General features: G+C 70.4%; 16 protein-coding genes. 9 read left to right on the top strand and 7 right to left on the bottom strand.

Annotated features, from left to right (window positions below; all coding sequences use genetic code 11):
- Positions 1 to 11: 11 nt before the first annotated feature.
- Together ABZY57_RS16580 and ABZY57_RS16575 are read right to left on the bottom strand one after the other, a co-directional pair.
- On the bottom strand, positions 12 to 1,403 hold the full coding sequence (locus tag ABZY57_RS16580) for an MFS transporter (protein WP_356512439.1): 1,392 nt from the start codon (positions 1,401 to 1,403) through the stop codon (positions 12 to 14).
- A 167-nt stretch (positions 1,404 to 1,570) separates the two neighbouring features.
- On the bottom strand, positions 1,571 to 2,008 hold the full coding sequence (locus tag ABZY57_RS16575) for a hypothetical protein (RefSeq protein WP_356512437.1): 438 nt from the start codon (positions 2,006 to 2,008) through the stop codon (positions 1,571 to 1,573).
- Positions 2,009 to 2,496: 488 nt separating this feature from the next.
- Between ABZY57_RS16575 and ABZY57_RS16570 the strand changes: the two genes are divergently transcribed.
- The 5 genes from ABZY57_RS16570 (at position 2,497) to ABZY57_RS16550 (ending at position 13,321) form a co-directional block, all read left to right on the top strand.
- Positions 2,497 to 3,534 (top strand): lyase, encoded by a 1,038-nt coding sequence (locus tag ABZY57_RS16570; RefSeq protein ID WP_356512435.1) that lies wholly within the window; start codon positions 2,497 to 2,499, stop codon positions 3,532 to 3,534.
- 14 nt (positions 3,535 to 3,548) lie between these two features.
- Positions 3,549 to 4,952 (top strand): cytochrome P450, encoded by a 1,404-nt coding sequence (locus ABZY57_RS16565; RefSeq protein ID WP_356512434.1) that lies wholly within the window; start codon positions 3,549 to 3,551, stop codon positions 4,950 to 4,952.
- Positions 4,953 to 5,021: 69 nt separating this feature from the next.
- Entirely contained in the window at positions 5,022 to 7,922 is a 2,901-nt protein-coding gene (locus ABZY57_RS16560) for an AAA family ATPase (protein ID WP_356512432.1), read from the top strand.
- Positions 7,923 to 8,505: 583 nt separating this feature from the next.
- Positions 8,506 to 10,689 carry an RICIN domain-containing protein gene (locus ABZY57_RS16555; protein ID WP_356512443.1) on the top strand — a complete coding sequence of 728 codons (2,184 nt, stop codon included), beginning with the start codon at positions 8,506 to 8,508 and terminating at the stop codon, positions 10,687 to 10,689.
- Between the two features lie 559 nt (positions 10,690 to 11,248).
- A complete protein-coding gene (locus ABZY57_RS16550; protein ID WP_356512431.1) occupies positions 11,249 to 13,321 on the top strand; it encodes a SpoIIE family protein phosphatase in 2,073 nt (690 codons plus the stop codon).
- A 50-nt stretch (positions 13,322 to 13,371) separates the two neighbouring features.
- Here ABZY57_RS16550 and ABZY57_RS16545 read toward each other — a convergent pair whose 3' ends face one another.
- Positions 13,372 to 13,908 carry a histidine phosphatase family protein gene (locus tag ABZY57_RS16545; protein ID WP_356512429.1) on the bottom strand — a complete coding sequence of 179 codons (537 nt, stop codon included), beginning with the start codon at positions 13,906 to 13,908 and terminating at the stop codon, positions 13,372 to 13,374.
- Between the two features lie 270 nt (positions 13,909 to 14,178).
- On the opposite strand from ABZY57_RS16545, the gene ABZY57_RS16540 reads away from it, so the two are divergent.
- Positions 14,179 to 14,382 (top strand): cold-shock protein, encoded by a 204-nt coding sequence (locus ABZY57_RS16540; protein WP_114041062.1) that lies wholly within the window; start codon positions 14,179 to 14,181, stop codon positions 14,380 to 14,382.
- Between the two features lie 301 nt (positions 14,383 to 14,683).
- Positions 14,684 to 16,768 carry a SpoIIE family protein phosphatase gene (locus tag ABZY57_RS16535; protein ID WP_356512428.1) on the top strand — a complete coding sequence of 695 codons (2,085 nt, stop codon included), beginning with the start codon at positions 14,684 to 14,686 and terminating at the stop codon, positions 16,766 to 16,768.
- Positions 16,769 to 16,816: 48 nt separating this feature from the next.
- Here the strand turns inward: ABZY57_RS16535 and ABZY57_RS16530 are convergent, their stop codons facing one another.
- Positions 16,817 to 18,319, bottom strand: a complete 1,503-nt coding sequence (locus tag ABZY57_RS16530) for a carboxylesterase family protein (RefSeq protein ID WP_356512426.1) — start codon at positions 18,317 to 18,319, stop codon at positions 16,817 to 16,819.
- A gap of 30 nt (positions 18,320 to 18,349) precedes the next feature.
- On the opposite strand from ABZY57_RS16530, the gene ABZY57_RS16525 reads away from it, so the two are divergent.
- On the top strand, positions 18,350 to 18,682 hold the full coding sequence (locus tag ABZY57_RS16525; protein WP_356512424.1) for a hypothetical protein: 333 nt from the start codon (positions 18,350 to 18,352) through the stop codon (positions 18,680 to 18,682).
- Positions 18,683 to 18,797: 115 nt separating this feature from the next.
- Here ABZY57_RS16525 and ABZY57_RS16520 read toward each other — a convergent pair whose 3' ends face one another.
- From ABZY57_RS16520 to ABZY57_RS16510, 3 genes are read right to left on the bottom strand one after another with little or no spacing between them, the layout of a single operon-like run.
- Positions 18,798 to 20,078, bottom strand: coding sequence for a HAMP domain-containing sensor histidine kinase (locus tag ABZY57_RS16520; RefSeq protein ID WP_356512422.1), 1,281 nt, complete (start codon positions 20,076 to 20,078; stop codon positions 18,798 to 18,800).
- Positions 20,079 to 20,095: 17 nt separating this feature from the next.
- Positions 20,096 to 20,884 carry a two-component system response regulator CseB gene (gene cseB, locus ABZY57_RS16515; RefSeq protein WP_356512420.1) on the bottom strand — a complete coding sequence of 263 codons (789 nt, stop codon included), beginning with the start codon at positions 20,882 to 20,884 and terminating at the stop codon, positions 20,096 to 20,098.
- 39 nt (positions 20,885 to 20,923) lie between these two features.
- A complete protein-coding gene (locus ABZY57_RS16510; protein WP_356512441.1) occupies positions 20,924 to 21,862 on the bottom strand; it encodes an endonuclease/exonuclease/phosphatase family protein in 939 nt (312 codons plus the stop codon).
- 364 nt (positions 21,863 to 22,226) lie between these two features.
- Between ABZY57_RS16510 and ABZY57_RS16505 the strand changes: the two genes are divergently transcribed.
- Positions 22,227 to 23,570: a hypothetical protein gene (locus tag ABZY57_RS16505; protein ID WP_356512418.1), complete on the top strand. Its 1,344-nt coding sequence runs from the start codon at positions 22,227 to 22,229 to the stop codon at positions 23,568 to 23,570.
- Positions 23,571 to 23,659: the final 89 nt, after the last annotated feature.

Here is a 23,659-nt window from a genome sequence, read left to right as displayed (position 1 = left end):
GGCGGGCCGGCTCAGCCGTGGTCGGAGACCGCGGTGGCGTACCCGCTCCCCGCGGACACCCCTGCCGGCGCCGCCGTGCCCGCCTTCGGGACGGACAGGTCGCGGCCCCGGGTCTCGCGGGCGAAGAAGACGGTGAGGGTGGTGACGAGGGCGGCCCCGCACAGGTAGACGGAGACCGGTACGGAGGAGTCGTAGTCCTTCAGGAGTTCGACGGCGATGATCGGGGCCAGGGCCCCCGCGATGATCGAGGCGAGCTGGGAGCCCATCGAGGCGCCCGAGTAGCGGACCCGGGTGTCGAACATCTCCGAGATGAAAGCGGCCTGCGGCCCGTACATGGCCCCGTGCAGCAGCAGTCCGGCGGTGACGGCGAGGGTGATGACGGTGAACGACTCGGAGTCCACCAGCGCGAAGAACGCGAACGCCCACACCGCCATGCCGACCGAACCGATCAGCGTCACCGGCCGGCGCCCGATCCGGTCCGAGAGCGCGCCCCAGGCGGGGATGGTGAGGAAGTGCACGGCCGAGCCGATCAGGAGGGCGTTGAGCGCGGTGGTCTTGGGGAGCCCGAGGTGGGTGGTGACGTAGACGAGGAGGAAGGAGGTGAGGACGTAGTACGAGATGTTCTCGCCGAAGCGGGTTCCGATGGCGACCAGCACCTGCCGCCAGTCCTTGCGGAACACCTGGACGACGGGTGCCTTCTCCTCCTCGCCCCGGCCCGAGGCGGCCGCCTCGGCCTGCGCCGCGAGGAAGACGGGCGACTCGGACACCGAGAGGCGGATCCACAGCCCGACCATCACGAGGACACCGGAGAGCAGGAAGGGGATGCGCCAGCCCCAGGCGAGGAACGTCGCGTCCGACTGCACGCCGGCGAGCAGCGCCAGCACGCCGGTGGCCAGCAGGTTCCCTCCGGGCGCCCCGGACTGCGGCCACGAGGCCCAGAACCCGCGGTGCTCCGCCCCGCCGTGCTCGGACACGATCAGCACGGCCCCGCCCCACTCACCGCCCAGCGCGAACCCCTGCACGAGGCGCAGCGCGGTCAGCAGGATCGGTGCCCAGACCCCGATGTTCGCGTGGGTGGGCAGCAGCCCCATCGCGAAGGTCGCCCCGCCCATCATCAGCAGACTCAGCACGAGCAGCTTCTTGCGCCCGACCTTGTCGCCGAAGTGCCCGAAGACCACTCCGCCCAGCGGCCGGGCGAGGAAACCGATGGCGTAGGTGAGGAAGGCGATCAGGGTGCCCGTGAGCGGATCCGCCGTGGGGAAGAACAGCTTGTTGAAGACCAGGGCGGCGGCGGTCCCGTAGAGGAAGAAGTCGTACCACTCGATGGTGGTCCCGATGAGGCTCGCGGCGACGATCCGTCTGATGCCGGAGGGAGCCTTCGGGGCGGTTGCGGGGGAGACCATGTGCACCACTTCCAGGGGTCTGCGGGGACGTCGGGTGTGGCCACAACGTAGAAGTCCGCAGGTCAACGGCATATGTGGCCGGTCATCACAATCAGCCCCCGCAGGGTGTGTCCAGCCACCACACGGCCACTCCCGCCTGCCGCAGGCCCTCTCCTCCGGCGGTCCCGTCAGGGAGCCGGGGAGTCGGTCGCGCGGGCGATGCCGTCCAGGCGGTCGTCGATCCACGCGTGTCGCGCCGCGTCGCGAGCGGCCGGGGGTGCGCCGGGGTGGCGGTGACGGGTGCGGACGTTCTCCACGACCGCCCAGCCCTTGCCGCCGTCGAGGGTCCTGAACTCGACCAGGTGGTGGTCGAGGTGTCCAGTGATCATCACTGCCATGAGGGACAGGTACTCTCCCCGGAGGTCGGGGGTGAGGTCGGGGGTGAGGTCGCCCTCCTGCGGCCCTCCCAGGAGGACCTGCTGTTCCTCGGCCAGGAGCCTGCAAGTGGTCTGGACGGCTCGGACGAGTGCCTCGAACTGCTCCCCACCCAACCGCGTCCGTAAGAACTCCAGATGGGAGCCGAGGACGTCGGCCTCCTGGCCGCCTCCCGACCCACTCGGATCCACCTGCGCTCCAGGCCCTCCGGGGTCCGGCGGATGGTTCTCGGTCATGCTTCCGCCCTTCCCCCAACGCCCGGCGCCCTGCGCCCTGCGCAGTGTAGGCAGAGGCCCGCGCTCCGACGGCGCTCTTCGGCCACCCGGCCGGCCCCGGCTGGCTTGTCTGCGGTGCCCCTGACCTCAGGCGCCCCGAACGCAATCGACTATGCCAATTGCACATTCAAAAGGAATGCGATTTCGGCAATTCCGGGATGGATTACCTGCGTTCACTCTCCCAACGTTGACAGCGTGCTGCGTCTTGGGGGTAAATGAGTTCACAGGTGGCCTGATGTGGTCGTAGGTAGGCTGGATCAAGCCACTCCGTGACCGGTTCATTCCGCCCGTCACCTGGTGTGGCCGTGGCGATGTCGCAGGAGAGGGGCGTGTGGGTCGCGGGTGTACAGCGTGGTCGTGTAGTGAGCGGGTGTTGACGAATCCGATTCTTCCGTGGGGGATCAATGGCCCAGCTCAGTTCTTTTACCGTCCCCGATTTCCACCTGCCGTTCGGAAACTCCAAGCATCCCGGGGCCGCCCGGGCGAACACCGAGGCGACCTCGTGGGTGTTGCAACACGAGCTCGTGACCGCCGCGGCCGAGCAGTTCTCGGGCATCGGCGTGGGCCACCTGGCCGGCCGGGTGAGTGGTGACGTCCCCTACGAGCGGGTCCTCCTGCTCGCCGAGTGGATGGCCTGGTCGTTCGTCCTGGACGACCAGCACGACCACCTCATCAGAGCGGGAGAAGTCGCGGCTTGGCGGCCCGTCACCGATGCGATCACCGGCTATCTGCGAACGGGGCGGATCGAGAGCTCGGCAGCGGGCCGAAATCCGTTGGTGACGGGATTCGTCGACCTGTGCGACCGGATCCTGGCCGGCATGTCCGAGAGGACTGCGGCCCGCTACCGCACCCATGTCCCCCTCATGCTGCACTCCTTGGACCAGGAAGCGGGCAACCGCGCCGCCGCGAATGGCCCGGGGGTCCAGGAGTACGTCCTCATGCGCCGCCACAGCTCCCAGATCCTTCCGATGATGGACATGGTGGAGGCCGGGCTCGGGATCGACCTCCCGCAGAACGTCCACGACCTCCCGGAGTTCCAGGCTCTCGTCGCGAGCGTGCTCGACGTCATCTCATGGGGCAACGACGTGTTCTCCCTGCCGAAGGAGCACGCCTGTGGGGACACCAACAACCTCGTCTCCCTCATCTCCTTCTGGGAGAGGTGCTCCCTCCCCGACGCCGTCCAGGCGGTCGAGGCGCGCATCCAGGAGCGCATAGAGCAGTATCTGACCGAAGAAAAACGTCTGATTCAGGCCGTCCACGCGCTCCCCGGGAGGGAACCGTCGCTGGTCGACGCGGTCACCCGCTGCGTGCGCAGTTACGAGGACTGGATGATCGGCGCCGACCTGTGGCAGCGTTACGAGTGCACGCGGTACAGCGACGAACGGTTCGCGGCCGGACTGGAGTCTGCGTACACCCGCCCGGATCTTGTCTCCGCGGCGTGACGGAAAGTCAGCTCATGGCATCTGAAGCGCATTCCGGTCCCGAGGTCCATGCTCCGGTCGCCCCAGGACGGTTACCGCTCCTGGGCCACGCGCTGCAACTGTGGCGCCGGCCGATCGCGTTCCTGGAGTCGCTCCGGGAACACGGCGACATCGTACGGCTCGACATCGGCACCTGGCCCGTCCACGTGCTGACGAGCCCGGAGCACGTCCACTCCGTACTGGTCCAGCAGGCGCAGCAGTTCGGCCGGGGAAGGATCTTCGACAGGCTCCGCCCGGTGTTCGGCAACGGGATCGTGACCACCGACGGCGACTTCCATCGCAAGCAGCGCCGGATGATGCAACCCGCCTTCCACCGCAACCACATCGCCGAGTACGCCGAGGTGATGTGCCGGCAGGCGGAGGTGATGACCGCGTCGTGGACGGCCGGCCGTGAGATCTCCATGGTCACGGAGGCGCGCGGGTACGCGATGTCTTCGGTCGCAGAGATGATCTTCTCGGGGGACCTGAGCCGGCCCGCCGTCGACGAGGTGCACCGCTCGCTGCCCATCGTCCTGGAGGGCATGCTCGTGCGGGCGGTCATGCCCAAGTCGCTGGACCGGCTGCCCATTCCGTACAACCGGCGGTTCGACGGCGCAGCCGCCCGGCTGCGCCGGGTCATCGACGAGGTGATCGAGCAGTACCGCGCCGAGGGGCAGGCCGAGCGCGGCGACCGCCACGACCTGCTCTCCTTGCTGCTGGCGGGCGTGGACTCCGAGACGGGCTCGACGATGGATGCCGAGCAGGTGCGGGACGAGGTCATCGCCATCATGCTCGCCGGCACCGAGACCTCTGCGACCACCCTGTCCTGGATCTTCCACGAGATCGGCCGGCACCCCGAGGTGGAGGCGCGCGTCCACGCCGAAGTCGACTCAGTGGTGGGGTCGCGGCCCGTACGTCCCGAAGACATACCCGCGCTGACCTACACGCACGACGTCTTCCAGGAAGCCCTGCGCCTGCATTCCCCCTTGCTCTTCACCCGCAGGGCCCTGGCCCCCCTCACCCTCGGCGGAATCTCGATCCCGGCCGGCGCGGAACTGGCCTACAGTCCGTACGCGTTGCACCGGGACCCCGTGCTCTTCCCCGACCCCGGCGTCTTCGACCCGGACCGCTGGCAGAAGGGGGCGAAGGAGCGCTCCCGTACTCACAGTTACGTCCCGTTCGGGGCCGGTCAGCACAAGTGCATCGGCGATTCCTTCGCCGTGGCGGAGATCCTGACCGCAGTGGCGACCGTCGCCTCGCGATGGCACCTGAAGCCCGCCCCGGGCATCACCGTGCGCGAACTTCCCGCAGGGATCCCGCAGCCCAGCGAACTGCCGATGATTCCCGTGGCGCGAAAGGTACAGCACTCTTCTCATACGAGTGATGAGATACCGCAATAGTGTGCTGAAAGAGCATCAACTCATCCTCGGGCCCGTACACTCTGGCGCACGTGCTGGAGGGGGCAAGGGATGTCGCAGGTCACGGAACCGAGAAACTGGAACACTCAGCCCCTGCTGGAGCGGGAGGCGGAAGTCCTCGCGATCCAACGCGCGGTGGACGTACTCTGCGGCCTCTCGGGCACTGGCTCGGCCCATCGCAGCGGGGGCGTCCTGACCTTCGCCGGATCGGCCGGCATAGGCAAGACCACCCTGCTGAACGAGGCCCGCCGCCACGCCGCTTCCCGCTCCTGCACCGTGCTCTTCGCGCGCGGCGGCGAGCAGGAGCGGCAGGTCCCGTTCCACGTGATGCGCCAGCTCATCCAGCCGGCCCTCGCCGCCATGAGCGAGGACGAACGGCGCGACGCGCTCGGCAACTGGTACGGCATCATCGCCCCCGCGCTCGGGCTGACCGCCGCCCCGAAGGGTCCGACGGGGCCCGACCCGCAAGGCGTGCGCGACGGACTCGACTGGGTGGTCACGCATCTAGCGGTACGCAACGCCCCCGTCGTGCTGATCGTCGACGACACGCACTGGGCGGACGCGGAATCCCTGAGCTGGCTCACCTCCTTCGCGGCGCGTGCCGAGGAACTGGCCATGCTGATCATGGTGGCCTGCCGGCCCGACGAGATCCCCGCCGACGCCGGCGCGCTGCGCGCTCTCATGGGACGCCAGGGGGCGCGCCCGCACGAGCTGGCTCCCCTGACCACGAGCGCCGTCGCGCGCATCGTGCGCGACGCCCTCGGTGAGAACGCGGACAACGTGTTCTGCCGCGAATGCTGGGCCATCACCGGCGGAAACCCCTTCGAGGTGGTCGAGCTGGTCATGAAGGGCCGCGACCGGGGGTTGAAGCCGTACCAGGGCAACATCCCCCAACTGCGCGACCTTGCTTCCGCGGTCAAGGGCAGCGGCCTGATCGACCGGCTCGAACAGCTCGGCCCGTCCACCGTCCGGCTCGCGTGGGCCGCCGCCGTGCTCGGCACCGCGGTCCCCCTCGGCATCGTCGGTGGCGTCGCCGCCCTCGGTGAGGCGCAGGCAGCCGAGGCCATCGATCAGCTGCGGGCCGCACGCATCCTGACCGTCCTCACGGGCGTACGGCGCAAGGAAGTCGTGGAGTTCTTCCACCCGCTCATCGCCACCGCCGTGTACCGCTCGATTCCGCCCGGTGTGCGCGTAGCCATGCACGGGATGGCCGCCCAGGCCGTGATCGACGACGGGCAGGGTTCCGCGGCCGCCGCCCGCCACCTGCTGGAGATGCACCCCGAGGGCGACCCGTGGGTCGTACAGCAGCTGCGCCAGGCCGCGCGCGAGAGTTTCTCCGCGGGCGCTCCCGATGCCGCGCGCCGCTACCTGGCGCGTGCCCTGCGCGAGCCCCCGGAGGTGGAGGACCGCGCCGAGGTCCTGTTCGAACTCGGATCCGCCAACCTCCTGCACGAGCCCGCGACGACGATCAACCAGCTCAGGGCCGCGCTGGAGGAGCCCAAGACCGACCAGGCCCTGCGCGAGGCGATCACGTACCGGCTCGCCCAGGCGCTCGGCCACACGGGTCAGCTGGGTCTGGCGGCAGGGCTCCTCGCGGACGAGGCCCGGCGTGCCACGAGCTCCCGTACGCGGCTGCGCATGCAGGCTGAACAGTTCAAATGGAACGCTGGCCGGTTCGACGAGGAGAACTCGCCCGCCCGCTCCCGGCTCCTCGCCCAGTTCGCCAAGCGGCTCACCGGCCGGGGTCTGCCCGAGCGGCACATCCTCGGTCTGCGGGCCTGGGACGCCGCGATGCGCGGCGAGCCCGCCTCCACCGCCCTGGAGTACGCGGAACAGGCGCTTGACGGGGGCATGAGCTGGACCGACCAGGACTTCGGCTTCGAGGTGCCCGCCGTCCTCGCGGTCACGCTCATGTACTGCGACCAGCCCGGCCGGGCCGAGGACCTCTTCAACACCGCGATCATCGAGTTCGAGGGGAAGGGCTGGCGCGGCGCGCACCTGTCGTTCGTCTACACCCTGCTCGGCTACGTCCGCTACCGGCGCGGGCAGCTCGCCGAGGCCGAGGACTTCGTACGCAACGGCCTGCAGATCGCCGACCGCGTCGGCACCGGGATCCCGGCGCAGTGGTACGCGATCGGTACCCTCATCGAGACCCTGCTCGCCCGGGGGAACACCGCCGAGGCCCAGCGCATCGCCAAGGCCTACAAGCTGGCGGACGGCTTCCCCCAGGCCGTGGTCTATCCCGATCCGCAGGCCGTCTGGGGCAAACTGCTCCTGGCCCAGGGCAGGATCGAGGAGGCGGAGCACCACCTCACCGCAGCCGGCCGGCGCCTGGATCTGCGCGGAACGCGCAATCCCTCGTGGAGCCCCTGGCAGCTGGACCTGGCGCTCGCGCAGGCAACGCACGCGCCCGAGCAGGCACGGGCCACGGCGGCCGAAGCGGTCGCACGGGCCCGCGCGTTCGGGACGTCGAGCGTGATCGGACACGCCCTGCGCGTCGCGGCCGCGGCCACGGACCCGTCCCAGGCGGCGGGCCTGCTGCAGGAGGCGGTGGAGCACCTCGAACAGTCTCCGGCCGCCTGCGAACTCGCGCACGCGCTCATCGATCACGGGATGGTCCTGCACGCCATCGGCGATCCGCACCATGCGGCACAACAGACCTACCGAGGAATGGAGTTGGCCGCCGACTGCGGCGCCGACGGGCTCGTGAGCCGGGCCAGGACCCAGCTGGCCTCGGCAGGTCTGCGGCCTCGCCGTCTGCACACCTCGGAGCAGGACACCTTGACCGTCGCCGAGCTCACGGCTGCCCGCCACGCCTCGGCGGGGATGGACAACAGGGCGATCGCCGCGGCGATGCACACCAACGCCCAAGCGGTGTCCGAGCTGTTGTCCGCGGTCTTCACGAAACTGGGCACCGACCGGCTCGGACTGCACCGGGCGCTCGGAGCCTGATCGCACGGCCGGCCCGGAGGTGAGCCCGGGCCGGCGTCGGTGTCCCCGGTGCGGACCGACGGCCGTCCGCACGTGAACCCCGTGCTCACCGCCTGGCGCGACGGGGTGCACGACGGGGTCAACACTCGTGCACGGTGGGGGATCACGGCGACCACCGCCGGGGGATCCGAAGCGAAGGGCGGTGTGGTCCAGACCAAACCCTTGACAGGGTTTTCGTTCACTACTTAAATCACGTTGTGATGAAAGGGCCTACGGGGTTCGACCCCTCACTCCCGATCCCTGTCGGCGCAGCAGCCGTCCAGGTTCTCATGCGTCCGAGTTGTCATATGCATGCCATAGGGCGGCAGGGCGACCTTGCCTACCGCCACACCGGCATCTCCTCGATGAACGGCATCAGCGACAGGACTTCACCCGGGTCCTCGCCCGGTACGACGGCTCACCCCTCGCCCCTCGCCCCTCCCGTCCCTGCCCATCCCCCCACTCATGCCGTACAGCCGGCACAGGAGACATCGTGCTCATCTCCCCGCGCACACCCGGAGCGGTTCGCCACGGCGCACGCCGGGCCCGCGTCGCACGGCCCTGGTTGGCGGCCTTCGTGGTCGTCGCCTCGGCCGCCTCGGTCCTCACAGTCCTTCATCCCAGCCAGGCCGCCACCCCGAACGCTTCCGCGAAGGCGGTCGCCGACCTGCCGACAGGCTGGTCCACCGTCGTCAATGCCGGCAGCGGCAAGTGCGTGGACGCGCGGTCGGCCGCGACCGCGAACGGCACGGCGGTGCAGCAGTACTCCTGCAACAACAGCGCCGCGCAGCAGTGGAGCTTCACGCCGACCAGCGACGGCTTCGTGCGGATCGGCAACCGCAATGCGAGCACCCAGGTCGTCGACGTGAGCGAGACCTCCTCGGCCGACAACGCCGCCGTGCACCTCTGGGCGTACGGCGGCGGCAACAACCAGCAGTGGCAGGCCGTGGACGAGGGCGGCGGCGCGTATCACTTCGTCAACCGCCACAGCGGCAAATGCCTGGACGTCCCGGCCGCCTCGACGGCCGACAGCGTGCAGCTCGTGCAGTACACCTGCAACGGCACGGCGGCCCAGCGCTTCCAGGTGGCGCCCGTGAACACCGCGCCCGGCGATGTCGACCTCGGCCCGAACGTGGTCGTCTTCGACCCGTCCATGCCGTCGTCCACCATCCAGAGCCGGCTGAACTCCATCTTCCAGCAGCAGGAGACCAACCAGTTCGGCTCCCAGCGCTACGCCGTGATGTTCAAGCCGGGTACGTACAGCAACGACGTCAACGTCGGCTTCTACACCCAGGTCCTCGGCCTCGGCCAGTCGCCCAACTCGGTGACGATCAACGGCGCCGTGCACGTGGAGGCGGACTGGTTCCCGCCGCAGAACGCCACCCAGAACTTCTGGCGCGGCGCAGAGAACCTGTCGGTGAACCCGACCGGCGGCACCGACCGGTGGGCGGTCTCGCAGGCGTCCGGGTACCGGCGCATGCACGTCCGCGGCAACCTCGAGCTGAGCGACGGCGGCTGGGCCAGCGGCGGATTCATGGCCGACAGCAAGATCGACGGCCAGGTCCGGTCCGGCACCCAGCAGCAGTGGCTGACCCGCAACTCCCAGCTCGGCAGCTGGACCGGTTCCAACTGGAACATGGTGTTCGTCGGCAGCCAGGGCGTGCCGGGCAACACCTTCCCCAATCCGCCGTACACCACGGTGAACCAGACGCCGACGGTCCGCGAGAAGCCCTTCCTTTACGTGGACGGCGCGGGCGCGTACAAGGTGTTCGTACCGTCCCTGCGCACCAGCTCCACGGGCACCAGCTGGGCGAACGGGAACGCCGCGGGCAGCTCGCTCGGCATGGACCAGTTCTACGTCGTCAAGGCCGGAGCAACGGCCGCACAGATCAACGCCGCACTGGCCGAGGGAAAGAACCTGTTGGTCACCCCCGGTGTCCACCACCTCAGCCAGACCTTGAAGGTGACCCGCCCCGACACCGTCGTCCTCGGTCTCGGCCTCGCCACTTTCATTCCTGATAACGGTGTCACGGCCATGACGGTCGCCGATGTCGACGGCGTGAAGGTCGCAGGTGTCCTCTTCGACGCCGGAACCACCAACTCGCAGACCCTGATGGAGGTCGGCCCGGCCGGCGCCGCCGCGAGCCACGCGGCGAACCCCACCTCTCTGCACGACGTCTACTTCCGGGTCGGTGGCGCCGCGGTCGGCAAGGCGACGACCAGCCTGGTGGTCAACAGTGATCACGTCATCGGTGACCACATGTGGATCTGGCGCGGCGATCACGGCAACGGCATCGGCTGGAACAGCAACACGGCGGAGACGGGGCTCGTCGTCAACGGCGACAACGTCACCATGTACGGCCTGTTCGTCGAGCACTACCAGAAGCACCAGACCATCTGGAACGGCAACGGCGGGCGGACGTACTTCTATCAGAACGAGATGCCGTACGACCCGCCGAACCAGGCAGCCTGGATGAACGGCTCCACCCAGGGCTACTCGGCGTACAAGGTCGCGAACTCGGTCACCAGCCACCAGGCCTACGGGCTCGGCAGCTACTGCTACTTCAACGTCAACCCGAGCGTGACCGCAGAGCGTGCCTTCGAGGCCCCCGACAACCCGAACGTGCGCTTCCAGAACATGGTGACCGTCTCGCTCGGTGGCACCGGGACGATCCGGCACGTCATCAACGATCGGGGCGGACCCTCCAACGCGGCCTCCAACGTGGCCAACCTGGTGAGCTACCCGTAAGGCGGCCCGCAGCACGCCTGCTGATCCTGTTGGCCTTGGCGCTGGGGCTGGCCGTCCCGCCCCACGCCGGGCTCAAGGCCTCCGCCGCACCCCCAGGCCACGGCCTTCAAGGTGATCGCCTTCCGTCCCACCGACTGCGGGTACACCCGGATCGCGATCCGGGGCGACGCGGGCCGACGACGGGGGCGGATTCCGGCGTCCCCCCAGGATCGGGGGTGTACGAGGGGTGGTCGCGCAGGGTGCGGTCCGTCGCGGGGGCCAGGCCCATGCCGGCAAGCCTCTCGGAGTGACTGCGGCGGGTGCAGTGTGCGTCCGTCAAGGCAGGAACCCTGCCCCCGCACGGCACGCGGGCCAAGGAGGTCCTGATCATCGGTGCCCGTGGAAGAGGTGCCGCGTGCTCCGGAGTGTGCCCGTCCCCATCCCCGGGAGGCGGTGTCATGGCGATCGGGCGGACGATGGATACGAAGGACCCGGTTCCCGGAGGGCCCGCCTGAGCGGCTCGGGGCCTGACGGCGACCGCGGACGCAAGGGAGACTGCGGCGTTGGGTACAGGTGTCAGATGAACGAGCGCGTCCCGGTCGACGAGCTGATCAGCAGCGCCGCGCAGGCTGCCGGCGGATGGCTGGGTGCACTGCCGGTCGCGCTGGTGGCCACCAGCGCGGACGGAACGATCGTGCGCTGGAACCAGGTCGCGCAGGAATTGCTCGGCTACGCCCCTCCGCAGATGCTGGGGCGCAACATCGCGGACCTTCTGCATCCAGGATCCGATCGCAGTCTGGGCCGCTCGCTCTGGGAAGCCGCGGCCGCCGGTCGGGGCGTGATGGGCACGGTGACCGCCTGGCACCGCGACGGGCACCCGCTGGAGCTGGAGATCTGGGCCTCTCCGGTGTCCGACCGCCGGCACGAAGTGGCCACGGTGCTGGTCTTCGCCGCCGATGCCCACGCGGCACGGCGCATCCGGGGGGCGTCGGCGGTATGGGACGGCTTGTTCGCCCGCTCCCCGGTCGGCATCGCGATTCTCGACTCGCAGCTGCGGTTCCTCCAGGTCAACGCCGCGCTCGAAGCCATGAACGGTCTGCCCGAATCGGCACACGTGGGCCGTCGCCTGGCGCAGATCCTCCCGGAGGTGAACGCCCGCGAGATGGAGGAGGCCATGCTGCAGGTGCTGGAGACCGGGCGGCCCGTCCTCGACCGTCGCCGTGTCGGACGGACGCCGGCGGAACCGGACCATGACCGCGTGTGGTCGTGCTCCTACGTACGGGTGGAGGATCCCGCCGGCATGCCGATCGGCGTCATCGCCTCGCTCGTCGACATCACCGAGCAGCAGCGCGACCACGTCGAAGCCGAAGCCGGACGGCGCCGGCTCGCCCTGCTCAGCGAGGCCAGCATCCGGGTCGGCTCCAGCCTCGACCTGGAGCGCACCGCGCAGGAACTCGCCGATCTCGCCGTCCCGCGCCTCGCCGACGCCGTCACCGTGGACGTCCTGGACGCGCTGGCGCGCGGGGACGAGCCCGGCATGGGGCTGACCGGCGGGGCCGCCCTGCGGCGCCTCGGCAAGGCCCCGCTGGCCGGATCCAAGGTGACCGACATCCTCGCCCCCCTCGGCAGGACGCTCGTCTTCCCCGTCACCGCCCCTTACACGCAGGCTCTCACGTCCCGGCAGCCCTTCCTGATCGCCCGTCTCGACGAACAGGCCGTCGCCCCCGCCGCCCGGCACTCGGCCAAGCCCGCCCAACTCGTCGCGGTGGGCGTGCACTCATTGGTCATGGCACCCCTGGTGGCCCGGGAGACGGTGCTCGGCGTCGCCACCTTCTACCGCACCCGCCCGGTAGGACCCTTCGGCTCCGAAGACGTCACCCTCGCCGGTGAACTCGCTGCCCGCGCCGCGCTCAGCATCGACAACGCCCTGCTCTACCACCGGGAGCACGATACGGCGGTCGTCCTCCAGCGCAGCATGCTTCCCCAGCACATCAGCCCGCCGCCACGCATCGCGGTCAGTCACCGCTACCTCCCCGCGAGCGACGTCAACGAGATCGGCGGGGACTGGTACGACGTCCTGACCTTGGCCGGCGGCAAGGCGGCCCTGCTCATCGGCGACGTCATGGGGCACGGCATCGCCGCCGCCGCGGTCATGGGCCGACTGTCCGCCTCCGTGCGGGCCCTCGCACGCCTGGACCTTTCGCCCGTACGGCTGCTGCACCAGCTCGAAGCCGTCCTCGGCGATCTCGCCGAGCCGATGCTCGCCACCTTCCTGTACGTCGTCTGCGACCCGGCCACCGGACACTGCACTGTCACCCGGGCCGGACACCCGCCGCCCGCACTCGTGCTCCCCGACGGCACGGTCCGGCTCCTGGACACCCCGCCCGGTGTCCCTCTGGGGGTCGGGGGCATCGACTTCACCCCGATCGAGATCAGCGTGCCTCCCGGCAGCCTTCTCGTGCTCTACACCGACGGACTGATCGAAGCCCGGGGCCGCGACCTCGACGAACGGCTCGCCGAGCTGACGCAGCTGCTCGCGGATCCGCAGCGACAGCTGGACCACCTGTGCGACTCGCTGATCACCCACCTCGTCCCGGCGGCGGCCGACGACGACGTCGCACTCCTGATCGCCCGCATCGGCGGGCTGCCGTGAGCAGCTGTCGGGCTTCCGTGGCCCCCGGGCGCGAGCGCCCGTGGCGTACGTCAGCGGGCGGCGCCCCGGGGGACGGCGAAGTCGGTCAGCCGGGCCGAGCCCGGGGCGAGCTCCTGCCAGGAACCTGGGCAGGTGAGCACCGCGATCGCGGACGTCGGGAACTTCCGGGACAGGCGTTCGCGCGCCTCGGCCTCCGCGGCGGCCACGGCCTTTCGGGCGAGGCTGAGGGCCAGATCCTCCAGGCCCGGGTTGTGGCCGACGAGCAGCAGCGTCCTCACCTCCTCCGGTACTTCGGACACCACCTCCAGCAGGTCCTCCGGCTCGGCGGCGTACACCCGCTCGTCGAAACGCACCGGGATCTCGGCGCCCAGTTGCCCGGCCGCCAACGCCCACGTCTCGCGGGTCCGCCGGGCGGTGGAGCAGATCACCAGTGAGGGCGAGCAGCCGGCGTCGCGCAGCCAGCGGCCCGCCGCGGGTGCGTCCCGCAGACCGCGCGGGCCCAGCGGCCGCTCGTGGTCCGCGACGTCCGGCCACGCGGATTTGGCGTGGCGCAGCAGCACCAGGCGGCCTGCGGATCCCGTGCTCATGACCTCAGCCTCGCACGGTCCACGGTCCACGGTCCACGGTCCATGGGGTCTGCCTCGGACCCGCACCCCCTCTCCTCCTCCTCGCTTTCCTGTAGTGCAATCAGCACTGTGCGTGTAGCGTCAGCGCCAGCTGTCATGGTTCCGAAGTACCGGTCGTCCGTGAGTGCAGGATTCACGGACGATTTTGCTGTTCACAGTCTCTGAGGACCAGGGCGATCACCTCCGGCTCCCGCATGGTGCGGGACCGGTTTCTAGTCCCTTGGAGGACACATGGCTACCGGAACTGTGAAGTGGTTCAACTCGGAAAAGGGCTTCGGCTTCATCGAGCAGGAGGGTGGCGGCCCGGACGTCTTCGCCCACTACTCGAACATCGCCGCCCAGGGCTTCCGTGAGCTCCAGGAGGGCCAGAAGGTGAACTTCGACGTCACCCAGGGCCAGAAGGGCCCCCAGGCGGAGAACATCACCCCCGCCTAAGTCTTTCCTCCTCAGGGCGGGCGCCTCGGTATCGGCGGCGCTGCTGCAGGAAGGCCCGGCCGGCCTCGTTCGCTGGCCGGGCTCTTGCATGCAGAGGCGTGCGAGCTGCTTCGGCAGCCCGATCGAGGTCAGCCGCCACGACGGCCGATGGGCGGCCCGGTCCGGTCACGGGCAACGGCCACCGAGTGCGGGGGCGGGATGACCGGCCTGTAGCCGCAGGCGCCGCCGGGCGAGGGTGCGCTGCGGGTCGCCGGGCCTCTCCTCGGGGACGATACTGAAGGTCACGGTGCGTGGAGGCGACATGCGTGAACCGGAGCGACGTGGCCCGAGGCCGGCCTCGGTGCCCGTCAGCGAAACGGCAGCGGTCGTACTGGACGGCGCAGGCGTGGTCGTAGCCCGTTCTCAGTCGGCTGCGACCCTGCTGGAATGTTCGCCGGGTCAGGTCTGTGCTCCGTTGCTCGGGCTGCTCGCGCGCGCCGGAGCGCAGGTGGGACCGGCAGGGCGTCTCGTCGCCCTTCCGGGTGGCGGTGTTCCGGATGGCGGTCATGCGGGCCAAAAGGTCCCACTGGTCTGCACGGTCGTCCGGCTGGCAACTCGCGCACCGGCCGATTCCGACGCCGAGGCGCAGTGGCTGGTCCTGGTCACGCCAACGGAATCCGCGGTGGAGGCCGCCGAGCGAGATGCACGGCGACGCCGGACGGGGCTGTCCCGCGCTGTCGCCGCGGGCATCGGCGCCTCCCTGGACGTGGTCGAGTTGGCCGAGACCCTCGTGAATCTGCTCGTCCCTGATTTCGCCGACCTGGCGACCGTGGACATCGCCGAGCCGGTGCTGGTCGGCGACGAGCCACCGCACCTGGACACCAGCCGTGACGTCAGCCTGCGCCGGACCGCTGCCGCGCAGAGTCCGGAGATATCCGCCGAGGACCTCCTGGCGGTGGGAGAGGCTCTTCCTCCCGTAACGGACAGCACGTTGATGCGTCCCCTCATGAAGGGGCTGCCCGTGGTGGTGCCGGACGTCGCCGTCCTGCACGCGAAGCTCGGCGTGGATCCGGAGAGCCTGCCGTTGTTCGTCCCGCAGGGGGCACACTCCTCGGTGGCGGTGCCGCTCTACGCACGAGGTCTGATCCTCGGCTGCGTGACGGTCTGGCGCAGTCAGCTGGCTTCCGCGTTCGGTGAGGAGGACGCGGCCCTGCTGCAGGACGTCGTCTCCAGGGCCGCCCTGGGTGTGGACAACGCGCGCCGCTACACGAAGGAGCACCGGTCGGCGGTGGCCCTGCAGCGAAGCCTGCTGCCACGCTCGGCCGTGGACTGCGCCGCCGTGGAGACGGTGGGCGTCTACCGGCCGGCGGGCGGCGGTATGGGAGTCGGTGGGGACTGGTTCGATGTGATCCCCCTGCCGTCGTTGCGCGTGGCGTTCGTCGTCGGGGACGTCGTCGGCCATGGGCTGGAGGCCACCGCGGCCATGGCGCGGCTGCGGACGGCGGTGCAGACCCTGGCCGACCTCGATCTGGACCCGGGTGAACTGCTCACGCACCTGGACGATCTGGTGCTCGGGTTCTCCAGTGAGCAGATGACCGGCGAGTCACGCGCGGAGCCTGCGGTGCTCGGAGCGACGTGTCTGTACGCCGTCTACGACCCGGTGACGGGGCAGTGCGCCGCCGCCACCGCAGGTCATCCGCCGCCCGCCCTTCTGTCACCGGGTGACGAGCCGGCCTTCGTCGGCCTGGTGCCGGGACCGCCGCTGGGAGTCGGCGGAATGCCGTTCGAGGTCACGGAGTTCGAAGTGCGGCCCGGCAGCATGCTGGCGTTCTTCACGGACGGACTCGTCGAAAGCCGCGGCGGCGACATTGACGAAGGAATGGACAGACTGAGGAGCGCGCTCGCCGGAGCGAACCCGGGCCTGGCGCTGGGTGCGATCAGCCAGGACATCTTCGACGGCGTGCTGCCCCAGGAGCCCTCGGACGACGTAGCCCTCCTGCTCGCCCGCACCCGCGTCCTGTCGTCCGATCAGGTCGCCGAGTGGGAAATCGATCCCGATCTGTCCCTCGTTGCGCATGCCCGTGAGCTGGTGACGGGCCGGCTGTCCGACTGGGACCTGGACGAACTGGGCTTCGTGACGGAGCTCGTCGTCAGCGAGCTCGTCACGAACGCGATCCGCTACGCGGGCGGACCGGTCGGGCTCCGGCTGATCCGTGATCGGGTGCTCGTCTGCGAGGTTTCCGACCCCAGCAGTACCCAGCCGCGCCTGCGCCGCGCGCGGGAGACGGACGAAGGCGGCCGTGGCCTCTTCCTCGTGGCCCAGCTGAGCGACCGTTGGGGCTGCCGGTTCACCAGTACCGGTAAGACCATCTGGACGGAGCAGCCCATCGGCGGGCCCCTCGTCTGAGTTCCTACGACCTCGGCCCGGTCCGGACCCGGGTGCTGCTGTCCTCCGTCAGTGCGGCGCGGGACGCGAAACGACCGTGGTGACCGTGTCGAAGCGCAGGGTGGTGCGGGACTTCCGGTCGTACCGGTGCCAGCGCGGCATGGCCGGGTGGTTGGGGTCGCCGGTGCGGATGAACGAGATCCACGCCCGGTGCACGGTCTTGGCAAGGCCGTCCCTGATCCTGGTGTCCATTCCTGCGAGGAACGGCGCGTGCGACCACTTGTCGAAGTTGTCGAAGACGAACGGCAGGTCCAGGCAGTGCGGTGCGCCCAGGCGGCCGTCGTGCGCGGGGGTGGGGAACCCGAACTCGTACGTCCAGACAGGGCGTCCCCGTAGCGCCCGGGCTTCCGCGAACGCCAGGGTGGGCTTCCTGAACAGTTCGTCGGTGCTCAGGTCGATGAGTACGTCGATCGGCCGAGCGCCCGGGCGCGCGGCCTCGTACGCCGCGTACGCTTCGGCCGCGCCGTCACCGAAGCTGTCCCTTGCCCGGCGGAGTACCAGTTCCTTCGTCGCCGACGCGTACGTCGGGCCGAGCGCGAAGGTGAAAGCGGACTCTTCCCGGGTCCAGCCGATGAGGACGTCGATGCCGGCTCCCGGACCGTCGAGCAGGTTGTCGACGGGTTGCCGCGGCGCCGTCCTGTTGTCGAGCACCGGCAGGAACGGTGCGGTCCAGTGTCCCCATTCCGTGGTGGCCGCGAGGAGTCCGGCGGTGGCCTCGACCAGCCGAGGCCACGGCAGCGTGCGCAGCTCGTCCTCGTCCTTGGCGCCGACGATCTCCAGATAGGCGGCGGTGCGGGCCAGGGATTCGGCGGGCGTGACGAGGGGCATGGCGAGCGGGACGCTCTGCAGGATGGCCCGGTGGAAGAGACGGCCGCCATCTGCGTGGGCTGCGAGCGCCGCGGTGGAAAGGGCGCCTGCGGACTGGCCGGCGACGGTGACGTTGCCGGGATCCCCGCCGAAGGCCGCGACGTTGTCCTGGATCCAACGCAGCGCGGCGAGCTGGTCGGTGAGCCAGACGTTGCTGCCGGCCTCGGCGCCGTCGTCGGGTGCGAGGGACAGCAGGCCGAGCGGTCCGAGCCGGTAGTTGAGGGTCACCACCACCAGGTCCCCGTTTCGCGCGAACGTCTCGCCGGAGTAGTTCGGCATCGCGCCGGATCCGGAGATGAAAGCGCCGCCGTGGATCCAGACGAGGACGGGACGGCGGGCGTCGTCGGTGCCGGGCGTCCACACGTTGAGCGTCAGACAGTCCTCGTCGAAGGGCGGGACGCCGTGCCCGCCGAGTATCGGGTCGCCCTCGCGGACGGCCTGCGGGGAACCGGGGCCGTACGCCGTCGCGTCGAGGGTGCCGGTCCATCCCGGATGCGGCTGCGCGGGGCACCACCGCAGGGACCCGACGGGCGGCTCCGCGTAAGGGACGCCCTTGAACACTGCCAGGCCGCCTTCGGCGACGCCGCGGATCGCGCCCGAGCGCGTCTGCACGACGGGAGCAGTGCGGTCCTGAGTGGAGGCCATGGCAGTCCTTCCAGACCGGGATCGAGGATCTTGGACAACCTCACGCTATTGCGTTTTTATGGCGAGCGTCAATATTCTTCGATTTTTCATCACGGGGAGGCTCGAACGACAACGTGGCGTATCGGCGCGACGACGGTCCACAAAGGCCAGGTCGCGGTCGTGGTCGAGTCCGGCGGGGAACGCGCCGCGATCGCCGGTGACCTCGTGCACCACCACCAGGTGCAGTTCATCGAGCCATGTCGAGCCGCGACGTCGTCGCGCACCATGTCGGAGACGACCGCCTCGTCCTGGTCACTCCGGCGGACGGCCCCTTCCCGGCCGGACGGGCCGTTCAACGCGAACAGCTCGAAGGGCACCGGCTGATCGTCGGGACGGGTGTGGATCCCGTACCTTCATCACCTTCGAGGAGCCGTCCTTCCGTGTTCCGTACCGGTGCGACCCTGTTTCCGCCGCCGGGAGATCATGCTGCGGTTCCGTTTCAGTCCGTGATCCGGACCGGGCCACCGGAAGGACCACCTCCGCCGTCGAGGTCGAGGGTGGCGACCGCGCCCCCGTCCGGGGCGTTCCGGAAGGTCAGCCGGGCCCCGAGGACCTCCGCCTGCCCGAGCGCGATGGTCAGCCCGAGTCCGTGCCCCCGCCCCCGCTCGGCGGTTCCCGTGCGGAAGCGCTGCGGGCCCTCGTCGAGCAGTTCGGCGGGGAAGCCGGGCCCGTGGTCCCGTACGACGATCCGCGCGCCCGCGACGGTGACCTCGACGGGGCCCGCCCCGTGCCGGTGGGCGTTCGTCACGAGGTTGACCACGATCCGCTCCACCCTGCGCGGGTCGGTCTCCACCACCCCGGCCTCCCCGGCCCCGACGCGCGTCCGCGTCCCGGTCCGGCGCACGACGTCGGTGACCAGCTCGCCCAGCGGCACGGCGTCGGTCCGGGCCCGTTCGGCACCGGCGTCGAGCCGGGAGATCTCCAGGAGGTCCTCGACCAGACCGTTCAACGCCCGGACCCGGTCCCGTACGAGTGCGGCCACTTCGTCGTCCTCGGGGAGGAGCCCGGCGGCGGTGGACAGGCCCATCAGTGGGGTGCGCAGTTCGTGCGCAACGTCCGCCGTGAAGCGCCGTTCGCCCTCGAGTTTGCGCTGCAGGGCCGAAGCCATCTCGTCCACGGCCGCCGACATCTCGGTGATCTCGTCACGGGCCCGGCCGGCCGGGCCGATCCGGGCGCCGAGGTCGCCGTCGGCGATCGCCCGGGCGGTACGGGAGCCGCGGCGCAGCCTGCGGTTCATCGGCTCGGTCGCCAGGGCGGCGAGCGGGACGACGACCAGGAGGGCGGCGAGCACGGCCTTGACGATGCTGCGGTCCAGGAGCTGGAGGCCGCGCACCTCGGAGCTCATGTCCGTCCGGGCGACGAGTACCCGGCCGCCCTCGACGGGCATGGCCGCCCACAGCCAGTACCAGTTGGGGGGTTTGCGGTCGTACCAGGTCGCATGCAGACTGGCCGCGTCCTTGGCGGCCAGTGCCCGCGCGAGCGGTGGGTCCAGCTGCTCGGGTGTGAGGACCTCGACGTCGAGCGGCGCGCTGCCCGTACGGGCGTACTCGCGCTCCGCGGCGTTCAGCCGCGCGGAGAGGCGTTCGTACCCGGTCCGGTCGCCGCGTTCGGCCGTCGCCCGATGAACCAGCACGCCGATCACGGCCGCCACCGCGCAGCACGCGGCCGCGGTCAGGGCGGCGACCTTCCAGCGCAGGGCGCGCGGGTTGAGCAGTGCCATGGTTGCGGCCGGGCCCCTCAGTCGCGGACGAGTTTGTAGCCGAAGCCCCGGACGGTCTCGATGCGGCCGGCGCCGATCTTCTTGCGCAGCCGCAGCACGCACAGGTCCACGACCCGGGTGTCGCCCTCCCAGCCGTAGTCCCAGACGTCGCGCAGGAGCCGGCGCCGGTCGAGCACGGCGCCGGGAGCCGCCGCGAACTCCAGCAGCAGCCGCAGCTCGGTGGGGGTCAGCGGGACGGGGCGTCCGCCCCGGTGGACCTCCAGGCCGAGGGTGTTCACGGTCAGGTCCCCGAAGGCCAGCTCCCCGGGGGCCGTCCCGGCGTCCGGGGAGGCGACCGCGGACTCCGCCGTCCCGGCAGACCCCGCCGGACCCGTCCCCGGACCGGCCGGCCGGAACGTCGCGCGGCGCAGCAGCGTACGGATGCGGGCGACGAGGACGGCGGTGTCGACGGGTTTGACGACGTAGTCGTCGGCGCCCGCCTCCAGTCCGGCGACCACGTCGAGGGCGTCCCCGCGCGCGGACATCATCAGGACCGGGACCAGGCTCTCCTCGCGGATCCGGCGGCACAGCCCGATGCCGTCGAGCTCGGGCAGCATCACGTCCAGGATCAGCAGGTCGTGCGCGCCCGCCCGGAACGCCTCCAGGCCGCCGAGTCCGTCCGCGGCCACGGCGACCCGGTAGCCGTACCGCTCCAGGGACAGCTGCACGGCGCGGCGGATGGTGGCGTCGTCCTCGACGACGAGGATGCTGACGGGGTCCGGGACCCGGGGTGCCGACACGCCACCTACCTGCTCATCACCAGACATATGTAGAGCCCATCGTAGTCAGTCGGGCCTGCGGTGCGGTCACAGCCGGAGGGAGGCGGCGACGGGGAGGTGGTCGCTGCCGGTGGCCGGCAGGGTCCACGAGGAGGTCGGGCTCATCCCCTTCACCAGGATCTGGTCGATGCGCACCACGGGGAACGAGGCGGGCCAGGTGAGGCCGAAGCCGGCGCCCGCCTCGTGCTGCGCGGAGCGCAACCCGGAGGTCACGGGTTCCAGCGCCGCGTCCTCGACCGTTCCGTTGAAGTCGCCCATCACGACGACCCGGGCCAGCGGTTCCGCCCGTACGGCCTGGGCCAGCTTCCCGGCGGCCTCGTTGCGGCGCGCGGTGGTGAAACCGGCGGCCGGGGTCACCCGTACCGACGCGAGGTGGGCGGCGTAGACCGCGACGGGCCCACCCGGGGTGTCGACGGTGGCCCGCACGGCACGCGTCCAGGGCATGATCGGCACCGCTTCCACGCCGTTCAGCGGGTACCTGCTCCACAGCCTGACACCGAGGCTCTCGGAGTGGTACGGATAGCCGGCGGCCAGCTCGCGCTCGTAGACGGGCGTGGCCTTCGTGGACATCTCCTCCAGGGCCAGCACGTCCGCCCCCGACGCGGCCAGCGCCCGCGCGGTCCGCACCGGATCGGGGTTCTCCTCGTCCACGTTGTGGCTGACCACGGTGAAGTCCCCGCCGCCTGAACGCCTGTCGGTGAGCATCCCGCCGAAGAGGGAGACCCATGCGACCGCGGGGGCCAGGACGGCGACGGCTGCGAGCCGAGAGCGTCGCACCGCCGCCAGCGCCAGCAGCACGGGGACGCTCAGCCCGGCCCAGGGCAGGAACGTCTGGAACAGGCTGCCGAGGTTGCCGGCCCCGTTCGGTATCCACGCGTGCAGCGCCATCAGCAGGGCGGAGCAGACCGCGGCGGCGGCGATCAACCGACCGCGGCCGCCGCCGGTACGCCTGCGCCCGGTGCGGATGCCGGAGCGAGACGGGCACGCCGAAGGGGGCGGGCCTGCCGGCTCCACTTCCTCGTCGGCCTCGGAACGGTACGGGGTGCTCAGCACGGCAGCTGCCTTCCGATGTCGCGTACACCGGGGATCGGGTACCGCCACAGCCTCGGAGAGGCGCACTTCCGGTTCATCAGGGGACCGCTTCGAGCGCCCCACAGCCGTGTTTCAACTGGGTATCGGCCGATGTGCACTCGCGCCGACACCGCATCGTGTGCGGTGCAGAACGAGCTCACCGTTGCCGAAAAGGCGCAATGTTCGGTCGATGTCACCTATGACGCGGTTTAGGCTGTTCCCCCATGAACAGGCCTTCGAGTGGGAACGGCGGTTGTCGATGAGCGAGAAGGTCCCGGCGGTCATCGCGGTTCGGATGCTGGCGCCGACCGAGACCGCGCATGTGGAGCCCGCGGAGACCGTTTCGTATGCGGTCACTGTGACGGGACCATTGGACGTGTCCGCGCTGTCGAAGGCCTTCGCGGCCTCGTGCCGAGCCCATCCCGTCTTCACCGGACACCTCCGCTCCGGGCAGGAGGGAATCGAGCTCGTCGTCGACGCCAACCGCACCGGTCCCGCAATCCGGGTCCGTACGGGCGAGGGGAATCCGGAGCCCGCGACGCGCAAGCTGGACCACGCGGACGAACTCATCGGTCTGGAGGTTTCCCACGTCGGTGACCGCTCTACGGTCACCTTGCTGACGGACCACAGCATCGCCGACGCGAGGGCATCGGTGGCGCTCCTGGCCGAGCTGTGGGGCCACTACACCGACATCGTCGAAACCGGGCTTCCCACACCACTCGATGTCTTCCCGGTTCCGGAGTCCCTGGAAGCGCTCCTGGCTCACCGAGGGGTCACCCGACTCGGCCGCCATGGCCTGGAAGAGCTCTTCGAACCGGTCGCGGTGCCGGAACGGGCGGGGGAGCGGTCGCCGGCCGGGCCGGCGGCCCCCGCCGAGCGGGCTCCGTCGTCCCGTGGCCGGATCCGCTTCACGGTCGGTACGACGTCGGCGCTGGCCCGGCTCGGGCGCGCCAACGGGGTCTCGGTCCACGGCCTGGTCTCGGCGGCCGTGATGATCGCCCACGCCGAGGTCAAGGCCGTCGCCGACCACGTGCAGGAGGTGGCCGTTCCCTTCATCTACCCGGTGGACGTACGCACCCGCATCAGCCCGCCGGTGGATGCCTTCGCCGGGACGAACATCTTCGGCACGGTCGGATTCAGACGATCCGTCAGCGAGAACACCGACCCGGTGGTCCTGGCCAAGGACCTGCTCGGCGAACTGAACGCGAGCATCGAGGGCGGCGTCGTACAGCAGTCGCAACTCCACCTGACGGGGCAGGACCTGGACGCTTCGCAACCCGTGGAGAGGGCCGGCGAGGAGGATGCCGGGACGGCGTACGTGCTGGCGGACGACACGGTCATGCTGACGAACTGGGGAAGCATCCCGGACCTGCGCACACCGGCCGGTTGTGCGATCGAGGACTTCCACGGGGCCATCATCGATCAGAGGTTCCGTCCGGCCGGGCGGGCGAATCCCGAAGAGATGCCCGCCCCCACCTCCACGTACATCGTCACGAGCTTCGCCGGACGGCTCAGCGTCGAACTGGCCACGGCACACTCCGTCGCGCGCGCCGGCGACGTCATCTCGGCCCTCGAAAGGACCGTGCAGCGGCTGACCGCCTGAACCCGGTGAAACGTCGTGCTGCCACCGCGACGCGTCCCGTCCCCATTCCTCCGGTGTTCGTGCGGATGCTTCGCGGGCACATCGGAGTG

Origin of the sequence: Streptomyces sp. NPDC006450 (assembly GCF_040612195.1) — a bacterium.
In the GTDB taxonomy this organism is placed as follows: domain Bacteria; phylum Actinomycetota; class Actinomycetes; order Streptomycetales; family Streptomycetaceae; genus Streptomyces.
This window is presented reverse-complemented; position numbering and strand designations above follow the sequence as displayed.